Here is a 23,946-nt window from a genome sequence, read left to right on the forward strand (position 1 = left end):
GGGATGAGGGGGCGGCCGCAGGCCGGACACGCACTGCAATGAGGCTGCGTTGACGCCCTGGCAGGCGCCCCCTCACCCTACCTCTCCCCAGAGGGGCGAGGGGACAAAGCCCGCTGTGAACGACAGACAAAAAGCCATCCTATGTCAGCCCTTGTCCTCGACGGTCTCACCAAACGATACGGTCCCGTGACCGCGGTGCACGGCGCGTCGCTGCGCATCCCCCACGGACAGTTCGTCTGCCTGCTCGGCCCGTCCGGCTGCGGGAAGACGACGCTGCTGCGCATGATCGCCGGGCTGGAGGACCCCACCGGCGGACGGCTGGTCATCGATGGGCGCGACATCACCACGGCCCCCGCCCACACGCGGGAATTCGGCATGGTGTTCCAGTCGCTGGCCCTCTTCCCGCACCTGACGGCGGGCGAGAACATCGCCTACCCCCTGCGCATCCGCGGTGCGGCGAAGGCCGAGCAGCGCAAGCGCGCCGACGAGCTTCTGGAGCTGGTGCGTCTGCCCGGCGTCGCCGACCGGCCGGTCTCCAAGCTGTCCGGCGGGCAGCGGCAGCGCGTCGCCATCGCCCGCGCGCTGGCCCTGTCGCCCAAGCTGTTCCTGCTGGACGAGCCGCTGTCGGCGCTCGACGCCAAGCTGCGCGAGGCCATGCAGATCGAGCTGAAGCAGCTTCAGCAGCGGCTGGGCATCACCACCATCGTCGTCACCCACGACCAGAGGGAGGCGATGACCATGGCCGACCTCGTGGTGGTGATGTCGCAGGGCCGCATCCATCAGGCCGCCCCGCCGATGGAGGTCTACCGCCAGCCCGCCGACGCCTTCGTCGCCGACTTCATCGGCATGACCAACCTGCTGGAGGGCGAGGTGACCGCCCCCGGCACCGCCGCCGTGCCCGGCGGCGCCCTGCATCTGCCCGACCTGCCGCCGACCGGCCGCGTCCTGCTGTCCGTCCGCCCGGAGGACGTGATCGTCCACCCCGCGGGCACCGACGGGCCGAACCGGCTGAGCGGCACGCTGTCCTTCATGCGCGACCTCGGCGCCAGCGTGGAGTTCCGCATCGACGTGGCCGGGCGGGAGATCGTCGCCCTGACCCGCCCGCAGGACCGCCCGCCGGTCGCCCCCGGCGGCGCCCTGGCGGTGGAGTTCCCCCCGGCGGCCTGCGTCGTGCTGCCCCCGATGGGCGAGAGGGTCCCATGATCCGCCGCGCCCCCCGCGGTCTGGCCGAACACGCGCCGATCCTCTTCCCGGCGCTGATGCTGGTCGTCTTCTTCGTCATCCCCTTCAGCCTGATGATCGCGGTCAGCGTCTTCCGGCGCGTGCCCGGCGGCTTCTACGAGCCGGACCTCGTCTTCGCCAACTACGAGCGCTTCCTGACCGCCTTCTTCGGCGGGGTGATGTCCTTCTCGCTGGGGCTGGCGGCGCTGGTCGCGGCGCTGTCGGTGGGCATCGCCTTCCCCTTCACCTACCGGCTGGTCAAGCTGTCGCGCGGCGCGCAGATCCGCTGGCTGGTCTTCCTGCTGTCGATCCTGTCGCTGTCGGAAGTCATCATCGGATTCGCCTGGTCCACCCTGCTGTCGCGCACGGCGGGCATCACCAACCTGTTCGTGGCGCTGGGCCTGATGGCCGAGCCGCAATCGCTCAGCCCCAGCTTCGGCGCGCTGCTGGCCGGGCTGGTGTATCAGGCCTTCCCCTACACGGTGCTGGTGCTCTACCCGGCGCTGGCCCGCCTCGACCCCTATCTGGAGGAGGCGGCGCGCACGCTGGGTTCCTCGCCGCTTCGGGCCTTCTTCACGGTGGTGGTTCCGGCGCTGCGCAACACCATCGTCGCCACCACGATCATGGTGTTCGTCTTCGCGCTCGGCTCCTACCTGCTGCCGCAGCTTCTTGGACGGCCCCAGCACTGGACGCTGTCGGTGCTCATCACCGATCAGGCGATCTACCAGTCCAACATGCCCTTCGCGGCGGCGATGGCCGTCTTCCTGGTGCTGGTCAGCCTCGCCCTGGTCGGGCTGGCGCTGCTCGCCGGACGGCGGGAGGAGACGGCCTGATGCTGATGCGCACGCTGAATTCATTGGCCGCCGGCCTGATCGCCCTGGTCCTGTCGGGCCCGATCCTGGTGGTGGCCGGCGTCTCGGTGAACGAGAAGAAGTCGCTGACCTTCCCGCCGCAGGGCTTCTCGCTCGCCTGGTACGCGGAGGTCTTCACCGATCCCGGCTGGCGCGGCGCGCTGATCACCAGCCTCGTCGTCGCCACCCTGTCGGCGGCGCTGGCGGTGCTGATCGCCTTTCCGCTGGCCTGGTTCCTGTGGCGCTGGCGGGCACCCTGGGCGCGGGCGTTCGAGGTGCTGGGCATGACGCCCTTCATCCTGCCGCCGGTCATCACCGCGCTGGGCTTCCTCAGCTTCTGGGCGGCGGTCGGCGAGTACGGGTCGCCCTGGACGGTGGTGGTCAGCCACGCGGTGTTCTTCGTGACGCTGCCGCTGGTCACGCTGTCGCTGGGCTTCGGGGCGGTGGACCGCTCCTACGTCGAGGCCGCGGCGACCATGGGGGCCGACGACCGGACGGTGCTGCGCACGGTGGTGATGCCGCTGGTGAGGCCCTACGTGATCTCCGGCTTCGCCTTCGCCTTCGTGCTGTCGCTGAACGAGTACATCGTGGCCTACATGGTGGTCGGCTTCACGCTGGAAACGCTGCCCATCAAGATCTTCAACGCGCTCCGCTACGGCTACACACCGACCATGGCCGCCGTGACGGTGCTGTTCGTGTCGCTGACGGCGGTGGTCTTCGGGCTGATCGCGTGGTTCGGCGACCTGCCCCGCCTTCTCGGCGCCTGGGCCAAAAACGACTGATAACCCTTTTCCTTTCTCAAAGAGATCCGGACGATGATCGACCCTCAGAAGCTTGATCGTTTGCGTACGAAGTACAGCGGCTCCGGCGGCGACGACTTCCACGATCCGGAGTTCCAGCGGGTGGCCGCCCTCCAGTTCTCCGGCGGCAAGCGGGTGCAGCCCTTCGCCGGGGTGTCCACCCTGCTCGATGCCCCCTACCGCCCCGACGCGGTCGACGCCGCGGACTTCGGCGGGCTGGACATCGCGCTGATCGGCGTGCCGATGGACCTGGGCGTCACCAACCGGGCCGGCGCCCGCCTCGGCCCGCGCGCCGTGCGCGGGATGGAGCGCATCGGCCCCTACGAGCACGCCCTGCGCATGGTCCCGGCGGCCTCCTGCAAGCTCGCCGACGTCGGCGACGTGCCGCTGTCCAGCCGCTTCAGCCTGGAGGCGTGCCACGGCGACATCCTGGCCTTCTACAACCGCGTGATGGACGCGGGCGTCATCCCGCTGTCGGTGGGCGGCGACCATTCCATCACCTATTCGATCCTCAAGGCGCTGGGCCGCGAGCGTCCGGTGGGCATGATCCATTTCGACGCCCATTGCGACACCGGCGGCCCCTACGAGGGCGCCAAGTTCCACCATGGCGGTCCCTTCCGGCAGGCGGTCCTGGACGGCGTCCTGGACCCGGAGCGCACGGTGCAGATCGGCATCCGCGGCAGCACCGAGTATCTGTGGGAGTTCTCCTACGACAGCGGCATGACCGTGATCCACGCGGAGGACATCCCGGAGCGCGGCATCGCCAGCGTCGTCGAGACGGCGCGCAAGGTGGTGGGCGACGGGCCGGTCTACGTCTCCTTCGACGTGGATTGCCTGGACCCGGTCTTCGCCCCCGGCACCGGCACGCCGGAGGTCGGCGGCCTGACCACGCGGGAGGCGCTGGCAATCCTGCGCGGGCTCGACGGGCTGGACATCGTCGGCGGCGACGTGGTGGAGGTGGCGCCCCAGTACGACGCCACGACCAACACCGCCCACGCCGGCGCGCAGATGCTGTTCGAGATCCTCTGCCTGTCGGTGCGCGCCCTCGCTAACCGCCAGGGCCGGGGCTGACGGCATGCGGCTGAGCCTGTTCCAGGCGGACGCGGAGCCCGGTGCGCCGGACCGCAACCTCGACCGTCTGGAGCGGGCGGCGGCGGAGGCGGCGGGGCGCGGTTCCGTCCTGCTGGTCGGGCCGGAGATGGGCCTGACCGGCTACGACATCGGCGCGGCGGCGGTGCGCGCCCTGGCCGAGCCGGCGGACGGGCCGATGGCCGCGCGGGTCGCCGACATCGCCCAGCGGCACGGCATCGCCATCCTCTACGGCTACCCGGAGCGGGGGGTGGACGGCGCCGTCCACAACGCCGCGCAACTGATCGGGGCGGACGGGCGGCCCCTCCTGAACCAGCGCAAGGCGCATCTCTATAGCGATCTCGACCGCGGCTCCTTCGCGCCGGGCGGCGACGCCTTCCCGACCGCCGGCGTCGGCGGGATGCGGGTGGGCGTGGCGATCTGCTACGACGTGGAGTTTCCCGAACTGGTGCGCCGCCACGCGCTGGCCGGGGTGGACGTGCTGCTGGTGCCGACCGCGCTGATGGCGCCCTATGAGATCGTCGCCACCACCATCGTCCCGGCCCGCGCCTTCGAGAACGGCATCTTCGTCGCCTACGCCAACCGCTGCGGGCGGGAGGGGAGTTTGCGCTATTGCGGGCTCAGCAGCGTGGCGGCGCCGGACGGGAGCGTGCTGGCGCGGGCGGGCGACGGCGAGGCGCTGCTGACCGTCGATCTGGACCCCGCCCTGCGCCGCGTCGGCACGCATCTGGCGGACCGCCGCCCGGACCTGTACGGTGCGGTCTCCAGCGCGCCTGGGAAGGGCGGTTCGTAGAGGAAGAACAGGACACATGCCGGTCACCATCGACGACATTCACGCCGCCGCCGAACGGCTGGCCGGACGCATCAGCCGCACGCCCTTCCTGCGCTCGGAAACCCTGTCGCAGATCACCGGCGCCGAGGTCTGGGTCAAGCTGGAGAACCTCCAGTTCACCGCCTCCTTCAAGGAGCGCGGGGCGGCCAACCGGCTGCTGCATCTGACGCCGGAGGAACGGAAGGCCGGGGTGATCGCCATGTCGGCCGGCAACCACGCCCAGGCCGTGGCCTACCACGCGAAGCGGCTGGGCATCGCGGCGACCATCGTCATGCCGCGCTTCACCCCCTTCGTGAAGGTCAAGCGCACCCGTTACCACGGCGCCACCGTCATCCTGGAGGGCGATTCCCTGGCCGAGGCCGCGGCCTTCGCCCACGACCTCGCCAAGCGCGAGGGGCTGGTCTTCGTCCATCCCTACGACGACGACGCGGTGATCGCCGGCCAGGGCACCGTCGTGCTGGAGATGCTGGCGGAGGTGCCGGACCTCGACGCGCTGGCCATCCCGGTGGGCGGCGGCGGGCTGGCCGCCGGGGCCGCGGTCGCCGCCCGCGCGCTGCGGCCCGGCCTGGAGGTCGTCGGGGTGGAGGTGGAGACCTACCCGGCCGCGGCGCAGCGCCTCGCCGGGCAGCCGGTCAAGGTCGGCGGCCCGACCGTGGCCGAGGGCATCGCCGTGCGCGACGTCGGCGACCGGCCCATGGACATCCTGAAGCAGAACGGCTGCGACGTGGTGCTGGTGCCCGAGGCGGTGATCGAGCGCGCCATCGCCATGCTGATCGAGGTGGAGAAGACCGTGGCGGAGGGCGCCGGGGCCGCCGGTCTGGCCGCCCTGCTCTTCCACCCCGAGCGCTTCCGCGGCAAGCGGGTCGGCCTGATCGTGTCGGGCGGCAACATCGACACGCGCACGCTCGCCAACGTGCTGATGCGCGGCTTCGCCCGCGACGGTCGCCTGCTGAACCTGGACATCGACGTGGCCGACCAGCCCGGCGCGCTGGCCCAGGTGGCCCGCATCGTGGCGGAGTGCGGCGGCAACATCATCGACGTGCAGCACCAGCGCCTGTTCGGCGCCTTCTCCGTCAAGTCCGCCGAGGTCGCCCTGCTGATCGAGGTGGAGGACGAGGGCCACGGCGACCGCATCACCGAAGCCCTGCGCGGCGCCGGCCTGCCCGTCCGCAAGGCGGTGGTGGCGGAAGCGGTGCAGCCGCTGTCCAGCGTGCGGCCTTGACCCGAGCCCCTTCGCTTGCGGTGCAATAGCCCTCTCCCCTCTGGGGAGAGGGTGGCCCGAAGGGCCTCTCGCACTGGCCGAAGGCCAGCGCTGACGGCGGCAGGCGGATGCCTATGGCATCCGCTGAGAGCCGGTGAGGGGGTTGCGCTTTTGCCGGACAGTCCGACACGCGCAACCCCCTCACCCTAACCCTCCCCCCAGTGGGGAGAGGGGATATGGATCTGCCCATGGATTGAGCATCCCTCCCGAGCACCGCTGGCTTTAGCGGCACATCCGGGCAGACTCCACCACAATCCTCCGCCCCGCCGGTTGTGGCACGGGCCATGCATTTCGCGCCTGTTCATTCGCGGAGGTCATGGATCATGTCGTCGCTGGAATCACCAACCCGACCCCACCCGGTTGACGAGAAGCTTCCGCTGCTGCGCCTGCTGGCGCTGGGCATGCAGCATGTGATGGTGATGTACGCGGGGGCCATCGCCGTGCCGCTCATCATTGGCGGCGCGCTGAAGCTGCCCAAGGACCAGATCGCGCTCCTCATCAACGCCGACCTGTTCGCCTGCGGCATCGTCACGCTGATCCAGACACTGGGATTCTGGAAGTTCGGCATCCGCCTGCCGGTGATGATGGGCGTCACCTTCGCCGCGGTCAGCCCAATGGTCGCCATGGCGGGGAACCCGTCGCTGGGACTGCTCGGCATCTACGGCGCGGTGATCGGAGCCGGGATCTTCGCCACGCTGGCCGCCCCGCTGGTCGGGCGCATGCTGCCGCTGTTCCCGCCGGTGGTGACGGGCACCGTGATCGCCATCATCGGCATCTCGCTGATGCGGGTGGGCATCACCTGGGCCGGTGGCGGGGCCGGGAACCCGAATTTCGGCGATCCGCTCTATCTCGGCGTCGCGCTGTTCGTGCTGGCGGTGATTCTGCTGGTGACCAAATACGCCAAGGGCTTCTGGGCCAACATCTCGGTCCTGCTGGGCATCGTCGCGGGCTTCGCCCTGACCATGGTTCTGGGGCTGGTCAGCTTCGACGGGGTGGGACAGGCGAAGTGGGTGGACGTCATCCGCCCGTTCCAGTTCGGCACGCCGGTGTTCGAGTTCTGGTCGATCCTGACCATGTCGCTGGTGATGATCGTCGTGATGATCGAATCCACCGGAATGTTCCTGGCGGTCGGCGAGATGGTCGGCCGCCCGGTGACGCCGGAGCAGCTGACCCGCGGCCTGCGCACGGACGGGCTGGGCACGCTGATCGGCGGCGTCTTCAACACCTTCCCCTACACCTCCTTCTCGCAGAATGTCGGGCTGGTCGGGATCACCGGCGTGCGCAGCCGCTGGGTCTGCGTGGCCGGCGGCGTCATCCTGGTCGCCTTCGGCCTGTTCCCGAAGCTGGCCCACGTCGTCGCCTCCGTCCCCACCTATGTGCTGGGCGGGGCCGGTCTGGTGATGTTCGGCATGGTGGCGGCGACCGGCATCAAAATCCTGGCGAAGGTCGATTACACGACCAACCGCGGCAACATCTACGTCGTGGCCATCAGCATCAGCCTGGGCATGGTGCCGCTGGTCGCCGACAAGATCTTCCAGAAGATGCCGCCCTTCCTGTCGCCGCTCCTGCACAGCGGCATCCTTCTCGGCACCATCGCGGCGGTCCTGCTGAACCTGTTCTTCAACGGGCTGGGCAAGGCCGGCAGCGCGGAGTTCGTCGCCGCCGCCAAAACCGCGGAGGCGTGAGGACGACGCCCGGCTGGGGTCGGGGGCTCGATCCCGGCCGGGCGTCACTGCGTCGGGCGTTGCTCGAAGACGCCCGGTCCGGGATCGCGGGCCGGCTCCACGGCGATGTCGCTGACCACGGCGGCGGAGGGGCCGCGGCGGCAGGCCTCCAGCATCCGATCCACGGCGTCCGCGGGGCCGGCGAACAGCGCCTCCACCGTTCCGTCGCCGCGGTTGCGCACCCAGCCGGCCAGCCCCAGCCGGTTCGCCGTGTCCACCGTCCAGCCGCGGTACCACACACCCTGCACCCTGCCATGAACGCGGGCCAGCACGGCCTTGCGGTTGTCGTCGTCCGCCATTCCCATCCCCGGTGTCATCTCCCTATGGTCGGGACAATAGGACAGGCGCCGGTTCAGGAAAACCCGGCGTGCCCCTCCCCCAATGAACAATCCCGCCAACCATTCGTCGGCGTATCATCCATGCATGGCGGGGCGCGGGACCTCCTGTGACCGCCGGGCCGCGACAGCGAAGGCCGCGACCGGGCACGGGCGGGCTCGCGCACCCTGAACGAACGGTTCGGGAGGAACGGACATGACCATCCGAAACCCTGCGGAATGGGGAGCGGCCCATTTCAAATCCTGGTCCCACGGCTTGGCCGAAGCGGGCCACGCCATCGCCCCGCCGGCGCGGGAACGGGCGGCGCTGGAGCCGACCGTGCGGCGCATCCGCAGCGACGACCTGCGCGACGCGCTGAGGAAAGGACTCCATGATTTCATGGCCTGCCGCACCGACGTCCTCTTCATCGCCCTGATCTACCCGCTGGTCGGGCTGCTGCTGGCCGAGGTGGTGTTTCACGGGAACGCGCTGCATCTGCTGTTCCCGCTGGCCTCCGGCTTCGTGCTGATCGGCCCCTTCGCCGCGGTCGGCCTCTACGAGATGAGCCGCCGGCGCGAGCGGGGTGACCGCGTGTCCTGGGCGGACGCCTTCGCGGTGGCGCGCTCCCCGGCCTTCGGGGCGATCCTGGCGATGGGGGCGATCCTGACGGCGGTGTTCCTGCTGTGGCTGGTGGCGGCGCAGCTCATCTACATGGCGACCCTCGCCCCGCTGGCGCCGGAGGGCTGGAGCGCCTTCACCCAGGCGCTGTTCACCACCCGCGCCGGCTGGGCGATGATCGTGCTGGGGATCGGGATCGGTTTCCTGTTCGCCGTTCTGGTGCTGGCGATCAGCGTCGTCAGCTTCCCGCTTCTCATGGACCGCCGGGTCGGCGTGGCGACGGCCATCCGCACCTCCGTCCGCGCCACGCTGAGGAATCCCGAGCCCATGGCGCTGTGGGGAATGATCGTGGCGGGCGGGCTGCTGCTCGGCTCGCTGCCCGCTTTCGTCGGGCTGGTGATCGTCATGCCGGTGCTCGGCCACGCCACCTGGCACCTCTACCGGCGCCTGATCCCGGAGTGAGACAGCCGGGTTAGCCGCAAGCCGGCACCTGCAGGGCGGGAAGCCCGTTCCACAGGATGGCGACCAGCGATCCCGCGGCGGCGAGCGCGGTGAACAGGCGGATGAAGCGGCGCGGGTCCTCGCTGGTCCGCCGGCCCGGAGCGGCGCCCCACAGCGCCGCCGCCAGCACGCCCGCGGCCAGCAGCAGGGCGATGGCCGTGGCGCCGAGGATCAGCACCACCGCGACGGGGTGCCCGTACAGATTCACCCCGTCCCATTCGCGGGCGCAGATCAGCCCGTTGATGCCATAGACCGCCGCGAAATGGACCGCCCAGATCAGGAAGGCCGACATCATTCCGGTGAAGGTCGCGGTGAACGCCGTCTTCTCCATGCCCCACCTCACACGGCCAGACGCGGGAACAGATGCACCAGCAGGAGCGACGCCACGCCCTGCCCGCAGGTATAGAGCCACACCAGCATCACGTTGTCGAAGGTGACCCGCCGCCGCGCGTGCAGCCGCCCGGCAAAGGAGCGCGCCAGCGCGAGGCCGGTCATCAGGACCAGGATCACGACGTGGAAGACCTGCCAGGAGGCCAGCATGTAGACGATGGCGCCATAGGCGCTCTCCGACGCCACGAGGCCGCTGCCGATGTGGTTGTAGGGCTCGGCCACCGCGGCGGCCAGCATCAGCAGGAGACCGGCGAGCAGGAGGCCCCGCATCGCCCAGGAGCGGTTGCCGGCCACGGCGCGGCTCGCCAGCAGCATCGCCCCCGCCGCCACGACCCAGAGCGCCGCCTCGCCCAACAGCCACCCCAGCCCCGGCAGGGAATCGGTGCCTGTCGGCCAGACGTCCGGGCTGACCGTCCACAGGAAGACGTAGGTGAAGCACAGGCAGGCGAAGGCCGTCCCGTCCACCAGCAGCAGGACCGCCGTCCCCCACCAGGAATGGTTCTCCGATCCTTGGAGATAGACCGGCACGCGCCAGCCCCCGCCGACGTCCTGCGGCGGATGGTCGGCCCCCTTGTCGAGGCTCCACACCCACCAGAAGACCGAGGCGATGGCCAGCACCCCCGGCACCAGCGACACCCAATAGAGCTGCACCGCCAGACAGATGAAGTGGGCGGCGGTGAACAGACCGGCCAGGAAATGGCTCCAGTGCGGGCCGGGCATCGGCATCAGATACTGGGGCCGGGCCTCGATCGGACTGGTCACGATGGTCTCGCGCCGGCGGGTCGGGGCGCCGGGCAGGTAATGGGCGCCCTCCTGCACCTCGCGCGACAGGTTCGGGTTGTCCCACAGCGGGTAGAGCGAGCGGACGTGCGGGATGCTGCGCGTGGCGTAGTCGTCGTTCGGAATCCACTCCAGCGTCCCCGCCTTCCACGGATTCTCCGGCGCCGGGCGCCCCCGACCGAAGGCGTCGCGCACCATGTCGATCAGCACCAGCAGGATGCCGAAGGCCATCACGAAGGCCCCGACGGTCGAAACCATGTTCAGGGCGTTCCAGCCGAGATCCCCCGGATAGGTGTAGACGCGGCGCGGCATGCCCATCAGGCCGCTGACATGCATGGGGAAGAAGGCGACGTTGAAGCCGATGAACATCATCCAGAAGGCCCAGCGCCCCAGCCGCTCCGACAGCATCGTGCCCTTCAGCGTCGGCCACCAGTGATACAGCCCGGCGAAGACCGGGAAGACCATGCCGCCGATCAGCACGTAATGCAGGTGCGCCACCACGAAGTAGCTGTCATGGGCCTGCCAGTCGAAGGGGATGACCGCCACCATCACGCCAGTCAGGCCACCGGCCACGAAGATGAACAGGAAGCCCAGCAGGAACCACGTCGCCACGGTCCATTGCAGCCGCCCCTTGCCCAGCGTGGCGATCCAGGCGAAGACCTGGATTCCGGCAGGCACCGAAACGGCCATGCTGGCGGCTGAGAAGAAGCTCAGGCTCAGCGGCGGGATGCCGGTGGCGAACATGTGGTGCACCCACAGGCCGAAGCTGAAGAAGCCGGTGCCGACCAGCGCAACCACCACCCAGTCGTGACCGACCAGCGGCCGCTGCGCCAGCGTCGGCACCATCATCGACACCAGCCCCGCCGCCGGCAGGAAGATGATGTAGACCTCCGGATGGCCGAAGAACCAGAACAGGTGCTGCCAGAGCAGCGGGTCGCCGCCCCGCTCCGCGATGAAGAAGGGCCAGTCGAAGGCGCGCTCGATCTCCAGCAGCGCGGTCGCGATGATCACCGCCGGGAAGGCGAAGACGATCATCCCCGCCATCACCAGCATCGACCAGCAATAGACCGGGATCTTGTCCAGCGTCATGCCGGGCGGGCGGGTGCGCAGGATGCCGACGATGATCTCGATGGCCCCGGCGATGGCCGAGATCTCGATGAAGCCGATCCCGAGCAGCCAGAAATCGGCGTTGATGCCGGGCGAGAACCTCATGCTGGTCAGCGGCGGGTACATGAACCAACCGCCGTCCGGCGCCACCTCGAAGATCAGCGAGCAGAAGAAGGCCAGACCGCCGAACAGATAGGCCCAGAAGGCGAAGGCCGACAGCCGCGGAAAGGGCAGGTCGCGCGCCGCCAGCATGGAGGGCAGCAGGAAGACGCCGATGGCCTCGACGATCGGCACGGCGAACAGGAACATCATGCCCGTGCCGTGCACGGTGAAGAACTGGTTGTAGAGGCTGTGCCCCAGCACGTCGTTCTCCGGCACGGCGAGCTGCGTCCGCATGACGAGCGCCAGCGTGCCCGAGATGACGAAGAACAGCAGCGCCGTGCCGATGTACATCACGCCGATGATGTTGTTGTTCACCTCCTTCAGCAGGCCGAGGCCGGAGGTCGGCTTCCAGGCCCGCTTCAGCGTCTCCAGCTCCTCCTTCGGACGGGGCAGGCGGTTGGGCAGGGCGGCATCGTCGAGCGGCGGGGTCATTTCAGGCTCTCCAGCCAGACGGCGATGGCGTGCAGATCGTCGCCGCCCAGGATCGGGAAGGACGGCATGCGGTTCTCCGGCTTGATGTGCTGCGACCCGGCGATCCAGCCGGCCAGGGCCTCCGGCGTGTTGGGCAGTGTCCCGGCGGCCAGCGCGCCGCGTCCGCCGACATGGGTCAGGTCCGGCCCGGCCGCCCCGTTGGCCGGCGTCCCGCGCACCGTGTGGCAGGACCCGCAGCCGGAGCGCAGGAAGGCGTCGCGCCCGGCGGCCTGCTGCGGCCCGTCGGGCTCGGCGGCAGGGCCGCGCTCGGCGGCCAGCCAGTCCTCGAAGCGGTCGGGCGGCTCCACCACCACGTCGAAGGCCATCAGCGCGTGCTGGGCGCCGCAATATTCGGCGCACTGGCCCCGGTAGGTGCCGGGCCGCTCCCCAACCAGGACCAGCCGGTTCTCATGGCCGGGGATCATGTCCATCTTGCCGCCCAGGCTGGGCACCCAGAAGCTGTGGATCACGTCCGCCGCGGTCACCACCACCTCCACCGGCCGCCCGGCCGGGATGACGAGGCGGTTGGCGGTGCGCAGCACCTCACCCCCCTCCCCCACATCAGGATAGCGGACCTCCCACCACCACATGTTGCCGGTGACCTCGATGCGCAGCGGCTCCACCCCGCCGGTGTCCGACAACTGCCGGGCCACGGCGAACTCGTAGACCTGAAGCGCGGTCAGCGTGACGATGGGAAAGACGATGCCGCCGCCGATGATCCAGGCGCGGCTTCCGGGGAAACGTTCCGGCCGGGCGATGACGGCGTACCCCGCCAGCGCCATGACGAAAAGGAAGATCACCCCGCCCCCGGCGACGAGAAGCAATGTCAGGTCGAGGATCGCCTCGGCGTTGCGTCCGGCGGGGTGGAGCGCGGATTGCGGACCCCGCTCACAGGCCGCCAGGAGCCCCATTCCGCCGGCCAGGGCCGCCCCCCGCCAGTTCCGTCTGCGTCCCTCGCTGCGGCCAGACCTGCGGTCCATGCACCCCCCTCGCGGCGTTGGCCCGCGGCGGCGGGCGGCGTCGTTGCACGGCTAAACTCACGGCGTCGCCACAGGTTCCGCCGGAACTTCGGTCATCGGGGGAGCATTCATTCGGGGACGAACACTCACAACCGCCGGAGCGTCCCATCCATGCGCAGAGTTCTGACGATCATCGGGCTGGTTCTGGGCGCCCAAGCGGTGGGGGGCTTCCTGTTCGCCTGGTCGGGGCTCTACAGCATCGCCGCCAGCAAGGAGCACTGGCCGCCGGTCCACTGGTTCTTCAGCATGGCGATGCGCAGCTCCATCGAGACGCACGCCGCCTTCGTGGGCGATCCGCCCGACCTCAACGACCCGGCGCTGATCCGGCGCGGCGCCGGCCATTACGAGGATGGCTGCGCTCCCTGCCACGGCGCGCCGGACGTCGGGCGCAACCCGATCTCGCGCCACATGCTGCCCACCCCGCCCTTCCTGCCGGGTCATGCCGGGGATTGGACGGACAAGCAGCTCTATTGGATCACCTACAACGGCATCAAATACGCCGGCATGCCGGCCTGGCCCGCGCAGGCGCGCGACGACGAGCCCTGGGCGGTGGCCGCCTTCCTGCGCCGGCTCGACGGCATGAGCGCCGAGGAATACCGCCGTCTGGCCTTCGGGGAGACGCCGCCGGACGGCGACCGTTCCGCCCTGAGCGATCTGGCGATGCTGGACGGCTCCGCCCGCGAGGTGCTGGACAACTGCGCCCGCTGCCACGGCTATGACGGTGCCGGGGGCGGCACCGGGGACAGCACCGCCGCCTTCCCCCGCCTATCCGGGCAGAACGCCGACTATCTCTTCCACGCGCTGAAGGCCTACGCCGAGGGCGGGCGGCACAGCGGCATCATGCAGCCGGTGGCCGCCGGGCTGGACGATTCGATTCTGCGCACCCTGGCCGACCATTATGCGGGGCAGACGGCGGCCCCCTACCCGCCCCCGCCCGCCGACGCCGATCCGGCCCTGCTGGAACTGGGTGCCCGGCTGGCCGAGTCCGGCGACCGCGCCACCGGGGTTCCGGCCTGTTCCGGCTGCCATGGCGAGGACCGCGACCCGCGCTACCCCCGCCTCGACGGCCAGCACGCGAGCTACATCGCCGGCCAGCTCCGCCTCTGGCAGAAGGACGCGCACGGCGACACGCCGCTGTCCAGGATCATGGGCGCCGCCGTCCGCAACCTGACGGAGGAGCAGATCCGCGCCCTATCCCTGCACTACGCGCAGAGCCGCCCACGGCAGACGGCGGAGACGGAGGGAGAGCGCTGAACCTTGCCCCCGGCCAAGCGCCACCCGTTCAAGAACAACAATGGTTAGGTTTGCTGATTTTCCGTCTCACGGAATAATTCACGCATTCCTCTGACCGGCGGGATGAAGCGGGACCTATGGTTCTGCGCCCACGGAGCACAGGCCGCGAAGGCAGCCCGTGGGCGGATCAATCATGGGAGGAATCGATGTCCAAACGCTTTTCCCTGCTCCTGTCCACCGCGGCGGTTCTGACCGTGCTCGGCACCCTGCCGGCCTACGCCGCCGATCCCGCCCTGGAAACCACCGTCCGCAAGACGGTAAGCCCGCAGACCCAGACCTGGCTCGCCGATCCCGCGATCGTCGACGCCGTCAAGGCCCAGAACGCGCAGAACAAGGGCCTCGACCAAGCCAAGATCGACGCCATGGACAACGACTGGAAGGCGGCGGCCAAGGCCAAGTCCGCCAACCCCACCTACGACAAGATCGCCGCGAACGCCGTGACCAAGCGTCTGAAGGAGGTGACGGACAAGAGCAACGGCCGGATCGTGGAGATCCTGCTGATGGACAACCGCGGCCTGAACGTGGCCCAGACCGGCGGCACCTCCGACTATTGGCAGGGCGACGAGCCGAAGTGGCAGAAGGTCTACAGCGGCGGCTCCGACCTCTACATGACCGACCCGGAGAAGGACGCCGGGACGAACGCCATGCTGACCGAGGTCAGCGTTCCCGTGCTCGATCCGGCCAGCAAGGAGAAGATCGGCGTGGCGATGATCGTGCTCGACACCAACAAGCTCGGCAACTGACGGGGCGCGGCTTCCCGCCGGCCCATACCCGCCGGGCCGCCACCGGGAAGCCGCCCTACCCGGCGTTCTCCACCAGGAAGCGCTCGAAGGCGTCCACGTCCAGCGGGCGGCTGATCAGGAAGCCCTGGATGCGCGTGCAGCGCTGGCGGCGCAGCATGTCCGCCTGCTCCTCCGTCTCCACCCCCTCGGCGATGGTGTCGAAGCCCAGGCTCTCGGCCAGATTCACGATGGTGTTGACGATGGCCGGGTCGGTGGCCGACTGCACGATGTCGCGGACGAAGCTGCGGTCGATCTTCAGCGTGTTGATCGGGAACCGCTTCAGATAGGCCAGGGAGGAATAGCCGGTCCCGAAATCGTCGATGGACAGGCGGATGCCGATCCCCTTCAGCCCGTGCAGGATGGTCACCGCCTTCTCGATGTCGCCGATCATGGCGCCCTCGGTCAGCTCCAGCTCCAGCCGCTCCGGCGGCACGCCGCTGCGCTCCACCACGTCGCGGACGAAGGTCACCAGACGCGCGTCCTGGAACTGGCGCGGCGACAGGTTGACCGACACCGACGCGATGTCCAGCCCCGCCGCCAGCCAGCCGGCCAGCCGGGCGCAGGCTTCCTTCAGGGTCCAGGCGCCGATCTCCCAGATCAGGCCGGTTTCCTCGGCCAGCGGGATGAACTCCGCCGGGCTGACGAGGCCGCGGACCGGGTGGTGCCAGCGGATCAGCGCCTCCGCCCCGATCACCCGGTGGGAGCCGCGGTGCGGCATGTCCACCTTGGGCTGGAAGTGCAGCGCGAACTCCTCGCCGGTGGCGGCGGCGCGGCGCAGGTCGCTTTCCAGCCCCAGCGTGAAGCCGGTGCGTTCCCGCATGCCCGCCTCGTAGAAGACGAACTTGCATTCCGGGTTGCGCTTGGCGTGGTACATGGCGAGGTCGGCGTTGCGCAGCAGCTGGTCCGCCGTCTCGCCGTCGTCGGGGAAGAAGGCCACGCCGATCGAGGCGCCGCAGAAGAGCTCCTGGTTGTGGACGGCGAAGGGCTCGCCCATCGAATAGAGGATCTTCTCGACCAGCCGGGCGCCGGCGGCGCGGTCCACCGCGTCGGGCGCCACGATCAGGAACTCGTCGCCGCCCAGCCGGCCCACCGTGTCGGACACACGGGTGCAGTTGCGCAGCCGCTTGGCCACCAGCTTCAGCAGGTCGTCGCCGGCGTGGTGGCCCAGCGTGTCGTTCACCTGCTTGAAGCGGTTGAGATCGAGGAAGGCCACGGCGACCTTGGTGCGCATGCGCTGCGCGCGGGCGATGGCCTCCTCCAGCCGCTCGCAGACCAGCCAGCGGTTGGGCAGGTCGGTCAGCCGGTCGAAGCTGGCCTGGTAGCGGATCTGGTGTTCCTGGTCCTTGCGCTGGCTGATGTCGGCCAGCGTCAGCACGTAATGCTCCATCGCCCCGCCCGGCGCGCGCACCGCCGTGACCGACAGCGAGGCCGCGAAGGCGTCGCCGGAATGACGGAAGCTGGTCACCTCGCCCTGCCAGCGCCCTTCCGTGCGGGCGGTGCGCCAGATGTCCTCGATGAAGGCGCGCTCGTGCGAACCTGGGGCGAAGATCACCAGCGGGCGGTGGAGAAGCTCCTCGCGTTGGAAGTCGGTCATCACCTCGTAGGCCGGGTTGACCGCCTGCACCGACAGGTCGGGGTCCACGATCAGGATGCCGTCGGCCACGCTGTCGAAGACGGTGGCGAGCAGGCGGATCTTCTCCTCGTGCTGCTTGCGTTCGGTGATGTCCTGGACGGTGCCTTCGTAGTAGCGGATGCGGCCCTGCGGATCGCGCACGCAGCGCGCGTTCTCCGAGATCCAGATGATCGAGCCGTCGCTGCGGAAGACCCGCGCCTCGAAGCTCTGCACCACGTCCCGCTCGGCCATCAGGCGGGCGAAGGCCTCGCGCTTGCCGGGATCGACGTAGAGCTGCCCGGCGATGTCCGTCAGGTTGTCGATCAGGTCGGCCGGCGAGCGGTAGCCATAGATGCGCGCCAGCGCCGGGTTGACCCGCAAATAACGTCCGTCCACCGTGGTCTGGTAAATACCTTCGACCGCGTTCTCGAAAATACTTCTGTACTGCTCTTCCGTCTCTTGGCTCATGGACCGGGCCTCATCTGGCGCGAGAGCGGTGGCCTCAGGAAAAAGCATGCGAAGGACCTGAGCGGGCAATTGCGTTGGACGCCTCTTTTGCGCCGCAAAAAAGTAGAAGGCGGATCGCGACGCGCGTCAAGGCGGTTCGTTTTATATTTTTCACAATTGCAATAAAAGAGGCATATGACCCGCCCCGCCCGCACGTTGCATCACCACGGAGAGAGGTGGCGGATGGGCCACAGAATCGGCCCGTGGCGCAGACACGAGAAAGGGCCGGATCGCTCCGGCCCTTTCTCGTGCGCGGGATTTCCGCCCTGTAAAAAAGCGCCGCCGCAAAAGTGCGCCGCACGGACTCAGTGCCCGTGCGTGCCCGTCTTGGCGCCTTCCTTCAGGACGAAGTGACGCGAGCAGTAGGGGCACTCAACCTTCCCCTCGGCGCTCAGCGTCAGATAGACCAGCGGGTGGCCGAGCGCGCCGCCACCACCGTCGCACCCGACGGTCAGGGTTTCGACTTCGATCGTTTCAATTGGCTGCATGGCAGACATCCTCCACTTTGACACACGCGCGCGTTAACGCCATCGTTAAGATGCCCACCGAATGAGGCACGCGCGCGGGGTCGGATCATACCCAACGCGCCGGACGGATCAAGTGATTGGACAGTGATCGCCCCCGGGGGTTCGGACTCGGGGCACGACCGGAAAGGCCCTTTCGACTCCATGGTTGCGCACGCCCCGCTGAACGACGCCGCCCTGCCCGCCCACACCGTCCCCGCCTACGCCGTGGAGGTGCGCGGCCTCACCAAGACCTATCAGGCCTCCGGCAAGGCAGGGCCGAAACAGGCTCTGAAGGGCATCGACCTGGCGATTCCGCGCGGGGCGGTGTTCGGGCTGCTGGGGCCGAACGGGGCGGGCAAGTCCACGCTCATCAACATCATGGCCGGGCTGGTCAACAAGACCGGCGGCACGGTTTCGATCTGGGGAACCGACATCGACGCCCATCCGCGCCAGGCGCGGGCGTCGATCGGCGTGGTCCCCCAGGAACTGAACATGGACCCTTTTTTCACCCCGCGGGAAATGCTGGAGCTTCAGGCCGGGCTGTACGGCGTGCCCAAGGCCGAGCGCCGGACCGAGGAGCTGCTGGAGGCCGTGGGACTGCGCGACAAGGCCGACGCCTACGCCCGCTCGCTGTCGGGCGGCATGAAGCGGCGGCTGATGGTGGCGAAGGCGATGGTCCACACCCCGCCCGTCCTGGTGCTGGACGAGCCGACCGCCGGCGTGGACGTGGAACTGCGCATCCAGCTGTGGGAGCATGTGCGCAAGCTGAACCGCGAGGGCTCGACGGTGCTGCTGACCACCCACTATCTGGAGGAGGCGCAGGAGCTGTGCGACTCCATCGCCATCATCAACCACGGCACGGTGGTGGCCTGCGAGCCGACCGCTTCGCTGCTCCGCCGGGTGGACGCCAAGGCGCTGACCGTTCTGGTCGACCGCGACCTGGACGCCGTGCCGGCGGAACTGTCCGCCTTCTCCGCCGAACTGGCCGAGCCGCGGCGCCTGATCGTCCGCTACCAGCCGAGCCGCCAGCGGGTGGACGGTATCCTGGCCGCGTTGGCCGGAGCCGGGCTGGGGGTGGTCGATCTCAGCACCGAGGAGTCGGACCTGGAGGACATCTTCCTGCAGTTGACCGGCGGCGCGCACGCCCGCAAGGAGATCGCGCACGATGCGGCGTAGGGCGGCCGGCCGGATTGCGAGCGTGATCGTCGGGATCGGCCTTCTGCTGTCCGGCTGCACCCCGGCCTATCAGCCGATGGGACTTCCGGTGACCCAGCCGGCCCTGACCGACCGTGCCCTGATCGCCGCCGACGGTTTCGAACTGCCGCTGCGCCGCTGGCTGCCCGAGGAGGGGGCGCCGCAAGCGGTGGTGCTGGCGCTGCACGGCTACAACGACTACTCCAACGCCTTCGACGGGGCCGGGCGCAGCCTCGCCGCGCGGGGGATCGCCGTCTACGCCTACGACCAGCGCGGGTTCGGCGCCACGCGGAACACCGGCATCTGGCCGGGCACCGACACGCTGGTGGCCGACCTGAAGGCGGCGGTGTCCCAGATCCACGCCCGCCACCCCGGCCTGCCGGTCTATCTGATGGGCGAGAGCATGGGCGGTGCCGTGGTGCTGACCGCGATGACCGGCCCGAATCCGCCGACGGTGAACGGCACGATCCTGGTCGCCCCCGCCGTCTGGGGCCGCGACGCGATGGGCCTCCTCCCGCGGGCGCTGCTCTGGCTCAGCTACACCATGGTGCCGGGGATGGTGGTGCACCCGCCCAAGGAGCTGAAGATCCAGGCGTCCGACAACATCGAGATGCTGCGCGCGCTGGGCCGCGACCCGCTGGTCATCAAGGGCTCCCGCATCGACGCGCTGGAGGGACTGACCAATCTGATGGGCACGGCCCTGGCCGCCTGCGGGCATCTGTCGGTGCCCTCCCTGGTGCTCTACGGCGCCCACGAGGAGGTTCTGCCGAAGACCCCCGTCAGCCGCGCGGTCGAGGATTTCGAGACCGGTGGGCGGCATGTGGTGGCGGTCTATCCCGACGGCTGGCACATGCTGCTGCGCGACCTGAGGGGGCAGGTGGTGGTCAACGACATCGCCGCCTGGATCGAGAATCCCAAGCAGCCCCTGGCGAGCGGCGCCGACCGCAACCGCAGCCTTCTGGCCGCGAAATAAGCGCGGATGGACGGCCCCCGCGGGGGTGAAAAAATGTCGAAAGGAGTGTTTGCACTGGCCGAGGCTTTTCGCTATGGTGCGCCTCCGCTGATGATGGACCCGTAGCTCAGCTGGATAGAGCGCTGCCCTCCGAAGGCAGAGGCCGATGGTTCGAATCCATTCGGGTCCGCCAGCGATTTCAAAGGCTTAGCCGCAATGCGCGCTAGGCCTTTATTATTCATATCCCCGTTTGCATCGCCGTATCGCTGTGGGAGCGCTATGCCAGCTCCCGGACAGCAGAGGCATGCTCGTGAGCGCCCGCCATCGGCTGCGCACCGGATCGGCCATCCTTCGCCTCTCCCATCAAATACGCGGCCGTAACGCCCGTTACCCCTCCCCACACCACATGGGCGGCAAGCATCAGGCTGTTGCGGGCGCTCGGATGGCGGGTTGCGGGGGTCAGGATGCGCATCGCCGGAATCCAACCGAGATAGCTGGCACCCCAGACCGCGAGACCGTAGCCGATTCCCGTCGCCACCGCCGGTCCGCCGACGCGCTGCGCGACCGCCGGATACAGAGCCCCGGCAGCGGCGCCGTAGCCGTAATGCAGGGCGAGCGTCAGGTCGCGGCGCTCCGGTTCGTCCAGCGCGTCCAGCAGCCCGGTCGGGCCGACGACCCGGTCCGTGATCAGGCGCGGCGGCAAGGGGTACCGGTCTTTTTCCGGCAAGGCGCGGAACATCGCGCGCATGGCCGCCGTCATGGCGACGGTGCCGGCCAGCCCGGCGATGGCTCCGGCGACATAATGGTTCATGGCGGGGCGGGTCGATGGCTGTTGCGCAGGGCATCCCATAAGAACTCGCAACAGATGCTTCCTTTCATGGTTCCTGCTCATGGTTCCAGCGTCGTCCGAGGGCACCCGGCGGACACCTTTCGACCGTTCATGCACACCCGAATCGGGCTGGGTGTCTCCAGCCCTCCAACGGCGTCGGGCGCGCTCGACTCTCGGGCCGCCTTCGGCCATGGTATCGCCCCGAAGGGAAGAGGCCGCACCATGTCCGACGAAAAGACCACCGACACGCTCCAGATCGCCAGCGAAGCCCCCGCACCCGCCGGGGACGGCAGCGGCCTGTATCTGGTGGACGGGTCGGGCTTCATCTTCCGGGCCTTTCACGCCCTGCCGATGCTGAACCGCCCGGACGGCACGCCGGTCAACGCGGTGCTGGGCTTCTCCAACATGCTGCTGAAGCTGCTGGCCGACCTGAAGGCCTCCGCCGTGGCGGTGGTCTTCGATTCGAAGCGGCTGAACTTCCGCAATGAGTTCTATCCCGAATACAAGGCCCACCGCCCCGAGCCGCCGGAGGAGCTGAAGCCCCAGTTCGCCCTGATCCGCGAGGCGACGGAGGCCTTCTGCCTGCCCTGCCTGGAGCTGGAGGGCTACGAGGCCGACGACCTGATCGCCACCTACGCGCGGCTGGCCAACGAGGCCGGGCGCGAGGTCACCATCGTGTCGTCCGACAAGGACATGATGCAGCTCGTCCGCCCCGGCGTGCGGATGCTCGACCCGCTGAAGAACAAGCCCATCGGCCCCGACGAGGTGTTCGAGAAGTTCGGCGTCGCCCCCGACCGGGTGGTGGACGTGCAGGCGCTGGCCGGCGACAGCGTGGACAACGTGCCGGGGGTGCCGGGCATCGGCGTGAAGACCGCCGCCCAGCTCATCACCGAATACGGCGACCTGGAATCGCTGCTGGCCCGCGCCGGCGAGATCAAGCAGCCGGCCCGCCGCCAGAAGCTGATCGACTTCGCGGAGCAGGCGCGGATCTCCCGCCGCCTCGTCCTGCTGGACGACCACGCCCCGCCGCCGAAGCCGCTGGAGGAGCTGCGCGTCCGCGAGCCCGACCACCAGAAGCTGATCGACTTCCTGCGCGCCCAGGGCTTCCGCACCATCGTCAGCCGCGTCGAGGCGGAGATGCGCAAGGACGGCACCATCGCCGACGGCGCGGTTCCCTCCGCCACGCCGTCCGCCGGCCCGGCCGGGACCGCCACGACCTCCCCCGCCCCGGCGGCGGAGGCCGGCGCGCCGCGCAGCCGCCCCGCCCCGCCCACCGACGTCGAGCAGCGCTACGAGCTGGTGCAGGATCTCGACGCCCTGGCCGTCTGGCTGGAGCGCGCCCGCAACACCGGCGTCCTGGCCGTGGACACCGAAACCGACTCGCTGACCCCCGCCACGGCGACGCTGGTCGGCATCTCGCTGGCGACCGAGCCGGGGCTGGCCTGCTACATCCCCCTGGCGCATCAGGCCCCCAACGCCGCGGCCAGCGGGGAGCTGTCCTTCGAGACGCCGGAAGCGCCGAAGCAGATCCCGGCGGAGGACGCGCTGAAGGCCCTGCGGGCGGTGCTGGAGGACCCGGCGATCCTGAAGATCGGGCACAATTTCAAGTTCGACCACCAGCTGTTCGCCCGCCACGGCGTGCGCGTGTCGCCGATCGACGACAGCATGCTGATCTCCTACGTGCTGGAGGGCGGCGCCCACGGCCACGGCATGGACGAGTTGGCGGAGCTGCACCTCGCCCACACGACCATCCCCTTCAAGGAGGTCTGCGGCACCGGGAAGAACCAGATCACCTTCGACCGCGTGCCGCTGGACAAGGCGCTGGCCTACGCCGCGGAGGACGCCGACATCACGCTGCGGCTGTGGCGGGTGCTGAAGCCGCGGCTGGTCGACGAGCGGATGGTAACCGTCTACGAGACGCTGGAACGCCCGCTGGTCCCGGTGATCGCCGACATGGAGTCCTGCGGCATCCGGGTGGACCGGGCGGCGCTCGCCCGCCTGTCCCAGGACCTCGCCGTCCGCATGGCGGAGATCGAGAAGGAGGTCCACGGGCACGCCGGGCGCAGCTTCAACATCGGTTCGCCCAAGCAGCTCGGCGAGATCCTGTTCGACGAGATGAAGCTCGGCACCGGCAAGAAGGGCAAGACCGGCGCCTACTCCACCGATTCCAGCGTGCTGGAGGAGCTGTCGGAACAGGGCCACGTCATCGCCCAGCGCGTGCTCGACTGGCGCCAGCTCGCCAAGCTGAAGAACACCTACACCGACGCGCTCCAGGCCCAGATCGTCGAAGGATCGGAGCGGGTGCACACCGCCTTCGCCATGGCGGCGACCAACACCGGCCGCCTGTCCTCGACCGACCCGAACCTGCAGAACATCCCGGTCCGCACCGAGGAGGGGCGCAAGATCCGCCGTGCCTTCGTGGCGGCACCAGGGCACAAGCTGATCTCCGTCGACTACTCGCAGATCGAGCTGCGGCTCGTCGCCGAGATGGCCGGCATCGCCGCGCTGAAACAGGCGTTCCAGGACGGCATCGACATTCACGCGGCCACCGCCAGCCAGGTCTTCGGCGTGCCGCTGGACCAGATGACCTCGGAGATCCGGCGCAAGGCCAAGGCGATCAACTTCGGCATCATCTACGGCATTTCCGGCTTCGGGCTGGGCCGCCAGCTCGGCATCGCGCCGGGCGAGGCCAACGCCTTCATCAAGGCCTATTTCGAGCGCTTCCACGAGCTGAAGGTGTGGATGGAGGCGACCAAGGCCTTCGCGCGCCAAAACGGCCATGTGGTGACGCTGTTCGGGCGGCGCTGCTACATCCCCGGCATCCACGACAAGAACGCCGCCCGCCGCGCCTTCGCGGAACGGCAGGCGATCAACGCGCCGATCCAAGGCACCGCCGCCGACATCATGAAGCGCGCCATGGCGCGCGTGCCCGGCGCCCTGAAGGAAGCCGGCTTCGACGACGTCCGTATGCTGCTCCAGGTCCACGACGAACTGCTGTTCGAAGCCCCGGACGCGGAGGCCGAACGCGCCGCCGCGCTGGTGCGCGCGGTCATGGAGGGGGCCGCCACGCTCGGCGTGCCGCTGGTGGCCGACGCCGGAATCGGCAACAATTGGGACGAGGCGCATTGAG

The 23,946-nt window shown here is 69.4% G+C and carries 20 protein-coding genes and 1 tRNA gene; 14 read left to right on the forward strand and 7 right to left on the reverse strand.

Going from position 1 to position 23,946, the window contains the following annotated elements:
- Nucleotides 1-186 precede the first annotated feature (186 nt).
- From JJL56_RS25215 to JJL56_RS25245, 7 genes are all read left to right on the forward strand, one after another.
- Complete coding sequence (locus JJL56_RS25215; RefSeq protein ID WP_345772641.1) at nucleotides 187-1,203, forward strand: ABC transporter ATP-binding protein; 1,017 nt, start codon at nucleotides 187-189, stop codon at nucleotides 1,201-1,203.
- Complete coding sequence (locus JJL56_RS25220; protein WP_035682465.1) at nucleotides 1,200-2,054, forward strand: ABC transporter permease; 855 nt, start codon at nucleotides 1,200-1,202, stop codon at nucleotides 2,052-2,054. Before JJL56_RS25215 ends, JJL56_RS25220 begins: the two co-directional genes overlap by 4 nt.
- On the forward strand, nucleotides 2,054-2,854 hold the full coding sequence (locus JJL56_RS25225) for an ABC transporter permease (protein ID WP_200486750.1): 801 nt from the start codon (nucleotides 2,054-2,056) through the stop codon (nucleotides 2,852-2,854). Before JJL56_RS25220 ends, JJL56_RS25225 begins: the two co-directional genes overlap by 1 nt.
- A gap of 33 nt (nucleotides 2,855-2,887) precedes the next feature.
- Nucleotides 2,888-3,943 (forward strand): agmatinase, encoded by a 1,056-nt coding sequence (speB, locus tag JJL56_RS25230; protein WP_200486751.1) that lies wholly within the window; start codon nucleotides 2,888-2,890, stop codon nucleotides 3,941-3,943.
- A 4-nt stretch (nucleotides 3,944-3,947) separates the two neighbouring features.
- Nucleotides 3,948-4,754 (forward strand): carbon-nitrogen hydrolase family protein, encoded by an 807-nt coding sequence (locus tag JJL56_RS25235; RefSeq protein WP_200486752.1) that lies wholly within the window; start codon nucleotides 3,948-3,950, stop codon nucleotides 4,752-4,754.
- Nucleotides 4,755-4,770: 16 nt separating this feature from the next.
- Nucleotides 4,771-6,015, forward strand: a complete 1,245-nt coding sequence (locus tag JJL56_RS25240; protein WP_200486753.1) for a threonine ammonia-lyase — start codon at nucleotides 4,771-4,773, stop codon at nucleotides 6,013-6,015.
- Between the two features lie 362 nt (nucleotides 6,016-6,377).
- Nucleotides 6,378-7,739 (forward strand): nucleobase:cation symporter-2 family protein, encoded by a 1,362-nt coding sequence (locus tag JJL56_RS25245; RefSeq protein WP_200486754.1) that lies wholly within the window; start codon nucleotides 6,378-6,380, stop codon nucleotides 7,737-7,739.
- A 44-nt stretch (nucleotides 7,740-7,783) separates the two neighbouring features.
- On the opposite strand, the gene JJL56_RS25250 is transcribed toward JJL56_RS25245, so the two are convergent.
- Nucleotides 7,784-8,077 carry an acylphosphatase gene (locus tag JJL56_RS25250; protein WP_145628821.1) on the reverse strand — a complete coding sequence of 98 codons (294 nt, stop codon included), beginning with the start codon at nucleotides 8,075-8,077 and terminating at the stop codon, nucleotides 7,784-7,786.
- A 232-nt stretch (nucleotides 8,078-8,309) separates the two neighbouring features.
- On the opposite strand from JJL56_RS25250, the gene JJL56_RS25255 reads away from it, so the two are divergent.
- Nucleotides 8,310-9,173 (forward strand): DUF2189 domain-containing protein, encoded by an 864-nt coding sequence (locus JJL56_RS25255; protein WP_200486755.1) that lies wholly within the window; start codon nucleotides 8,310-8,312, stop codon nucleotides 9,171-9,173.
- Between the two features lie 10 nt (nucleotides 9,174-9,183).
- Here the strand turns inward: JJL56_RS25255 and JJL56_RS25260 are convergent, their stop codons facing one another.
- From JJL56_RS25260 to coxB, 3 genes are read right to left on the reverse strand one after another with little or no spacing between them, the layout of a single operon-like run.
- A complete protein-coding gene (locus JJL56_RS25260) occupies nucleotides 9,184-9,543 on the reverse strand; it encodes a hypothetical protein (RefSeq protein ID WP_200486756.1) in 360 nt (119 codons plus the stop codon).
- Between the two features lie 8 nt (nucleotides 9,544-9,551).
- Nucleotides 9,552-12,083, reverse strand: coding sequence for a cytochrome c oxidase subunit I (ctaD, locus tag JJL56_RS25265; RefSeq protein WP_200486757.1), 2,532 nt, complete (start codon nucleotides 12,081-12,083; stop codon nucleotides 9,552-9,554).
- Nucleotides 12,080-13,102 carry a cytochrome c oxidase subunit II gene (coxB, locus tag JJL56_RS25270; RefSeq protein WP_200486758.1) on the reverse strand — a complete coding sequence of 341 codons (1,023 nt, stop codon included), beginning with the start codon at nucleotides 13,100-13,102 and terminating at the stop codon, nucleotides 12,080-12,082. Before coxB ends, ctaD begins: the two co-directional genes overlap by 4 nt.
- A gap of 150 nt (nucleotides 13,103-13,252) precedes the next feature.
- Here coxB and JJL56_RS25275 point away from each other — a divergent pair, with 150 nt between their 5' ends.
- Together JJL56_RS25275 and JJL56_RS25280 are read left to right on the forward strand one after the other, a co-directional pair.
- Nucleotides 13,253-14,395, forward strand: coding sequence for a c-type cytochrome (locus JJL56_RS25275; protein WP_200486759.1), 1,143 nt, complete (start codon nucleotides 13,253-13,255; stop codon nucleotides 14,393-14,395).
- A 185-nt stretch (nucleotides 14,396-14,580) separates the two neighbouring features.
- Nucleotides 14,581-15,177, forward strand: coding sequence for a PDC sensor domain-containing protein (locus JJL56_RS25280; protein ID WP_200486760.1), 597 nt, complete (start codon nucleotides 14,581-14,583; stop codon nucleotides 15,175-15,177).
- A 55-nt stretch (nucleotides 15,178-15,232) separates the two neighbouring features.
- On the opposite strand, the gene JJL56_RS25285 is transcribed toward JJL56_RS25280, so the two are convergent.
- Both JJL56_RS25285 and JJL56_RS25290 read right to left on the reverse strand, forming a co-directional pair.
- Nucleotides 15,233-17,296, reverse strand: coding sequence for a putative bifunctional diguanylate cyclase/phosphodiesterase (locus JJL56_RS25285; RefSeq protein WP_200486761.1), 2,064 nt, complete (start codon nucleotides 17,294-17,296; stop codon nucleotides 15,233-15,235).
- A gap of 344 nt (nucleotides 17,297-17,640) precedes the next feature.
- Nucleotides 17,641-17,832 (reverse strand): zinc-finger domain-containing protein, encoded by a 192-nt coding sequence (locus JJL56_RS25290; protein WP_079285642.1) that lies wholly within the window; start codon nucleotides 17,830-17,832, stop codon nucleotides 17,641-17,643.
- A gap of 171 nt (nucleotides 17,833-18,003) precedes the next feature.
- On the opposite strand from JJL56_RS25290, the gene JJL56_RS25295 reads away from it, so the two are divergent.
- From JJL56_RS25295 to JJL56_RS25305, 3 genes are all read left to right on the forward strand, one after another.
- Nucleotides 18,004-19,017 carry an ABC transporter ATP-binding protein gene (locus JJL56_RS25295; RefSeq protein ID WP_145628805.1) on the forward strand — a complete coding sequence of 338 codons (1,014 nt, stop codon included), beginning with the start codon at nucleotides 18,004-18,006 and terminating at the stop codon, nucleotides 19,015-19,017.
- A gap of 22 nt (nucleotides 19,018-19,039) precedes the next feature.
- Complete coding sequence (locus tag JJL56_RS25300) at nucleotides 19,040-20,008, forward strand: alpha/beta hydrolase (RefSeq protein WP_345772642.1); 969 nt, start codon at nucleotides 19,040-19,042, stop codon at nucleotides 20,006-20,008.
- 95 nt (nucleotides 20,009-20,103) lie between these two features.
- Nucleotides 20,104-20,180, forward strand: a tRNA-Arg gene (locus tag JJL56_RS25305).
- Between the two features lie 84 nt (nucleotides 20,181-20,264).
- Here JJL56_RS25305 and JJL56_RS25310 read toward each other — a convergent pair.
- Nucleotides 20,265-20,798: a hypothetical protein gene (locus JJL56_RS25310; protein ID WP_186453055.1), complete on the reverse strand. Its 534-nt coding sequence runs from the start codon at nucleotides 20,796-20,798 to the stop codon at nucleotides 20,265-20,267.
- A gap of 240 nt (nucleotides 20,799-21,038) precedes the next feature.
- Between JJL56_RS25310 and polA the strand changes: the two genes are divergently transcribed.
- Nucleotides 21,039-23,945: a DNA polymerase I gene (gene polA / locus JJL56_RS25315; RefSeq protein WP_200486763.1), complete on the forward strand. Its 2,907-nt coding sequence runs from the start codon at nucleotides 21,039-21,041 to the stop codon at nucleotides 23,943-23,945.
- The last annotated feature ends 1 nt before the right edge of the window (nucleotide 23,946 follow it).

The sequence above is a fragment of the Azospirillum aestuarii genome, from assembly GCF_016632405.1.
GTDB lineage: Bacteria > Pseudomonadota > Alphaproteobacteria > Azospirillales > Azospirillaceae > Azospirillum > Azospirillum aestuarii.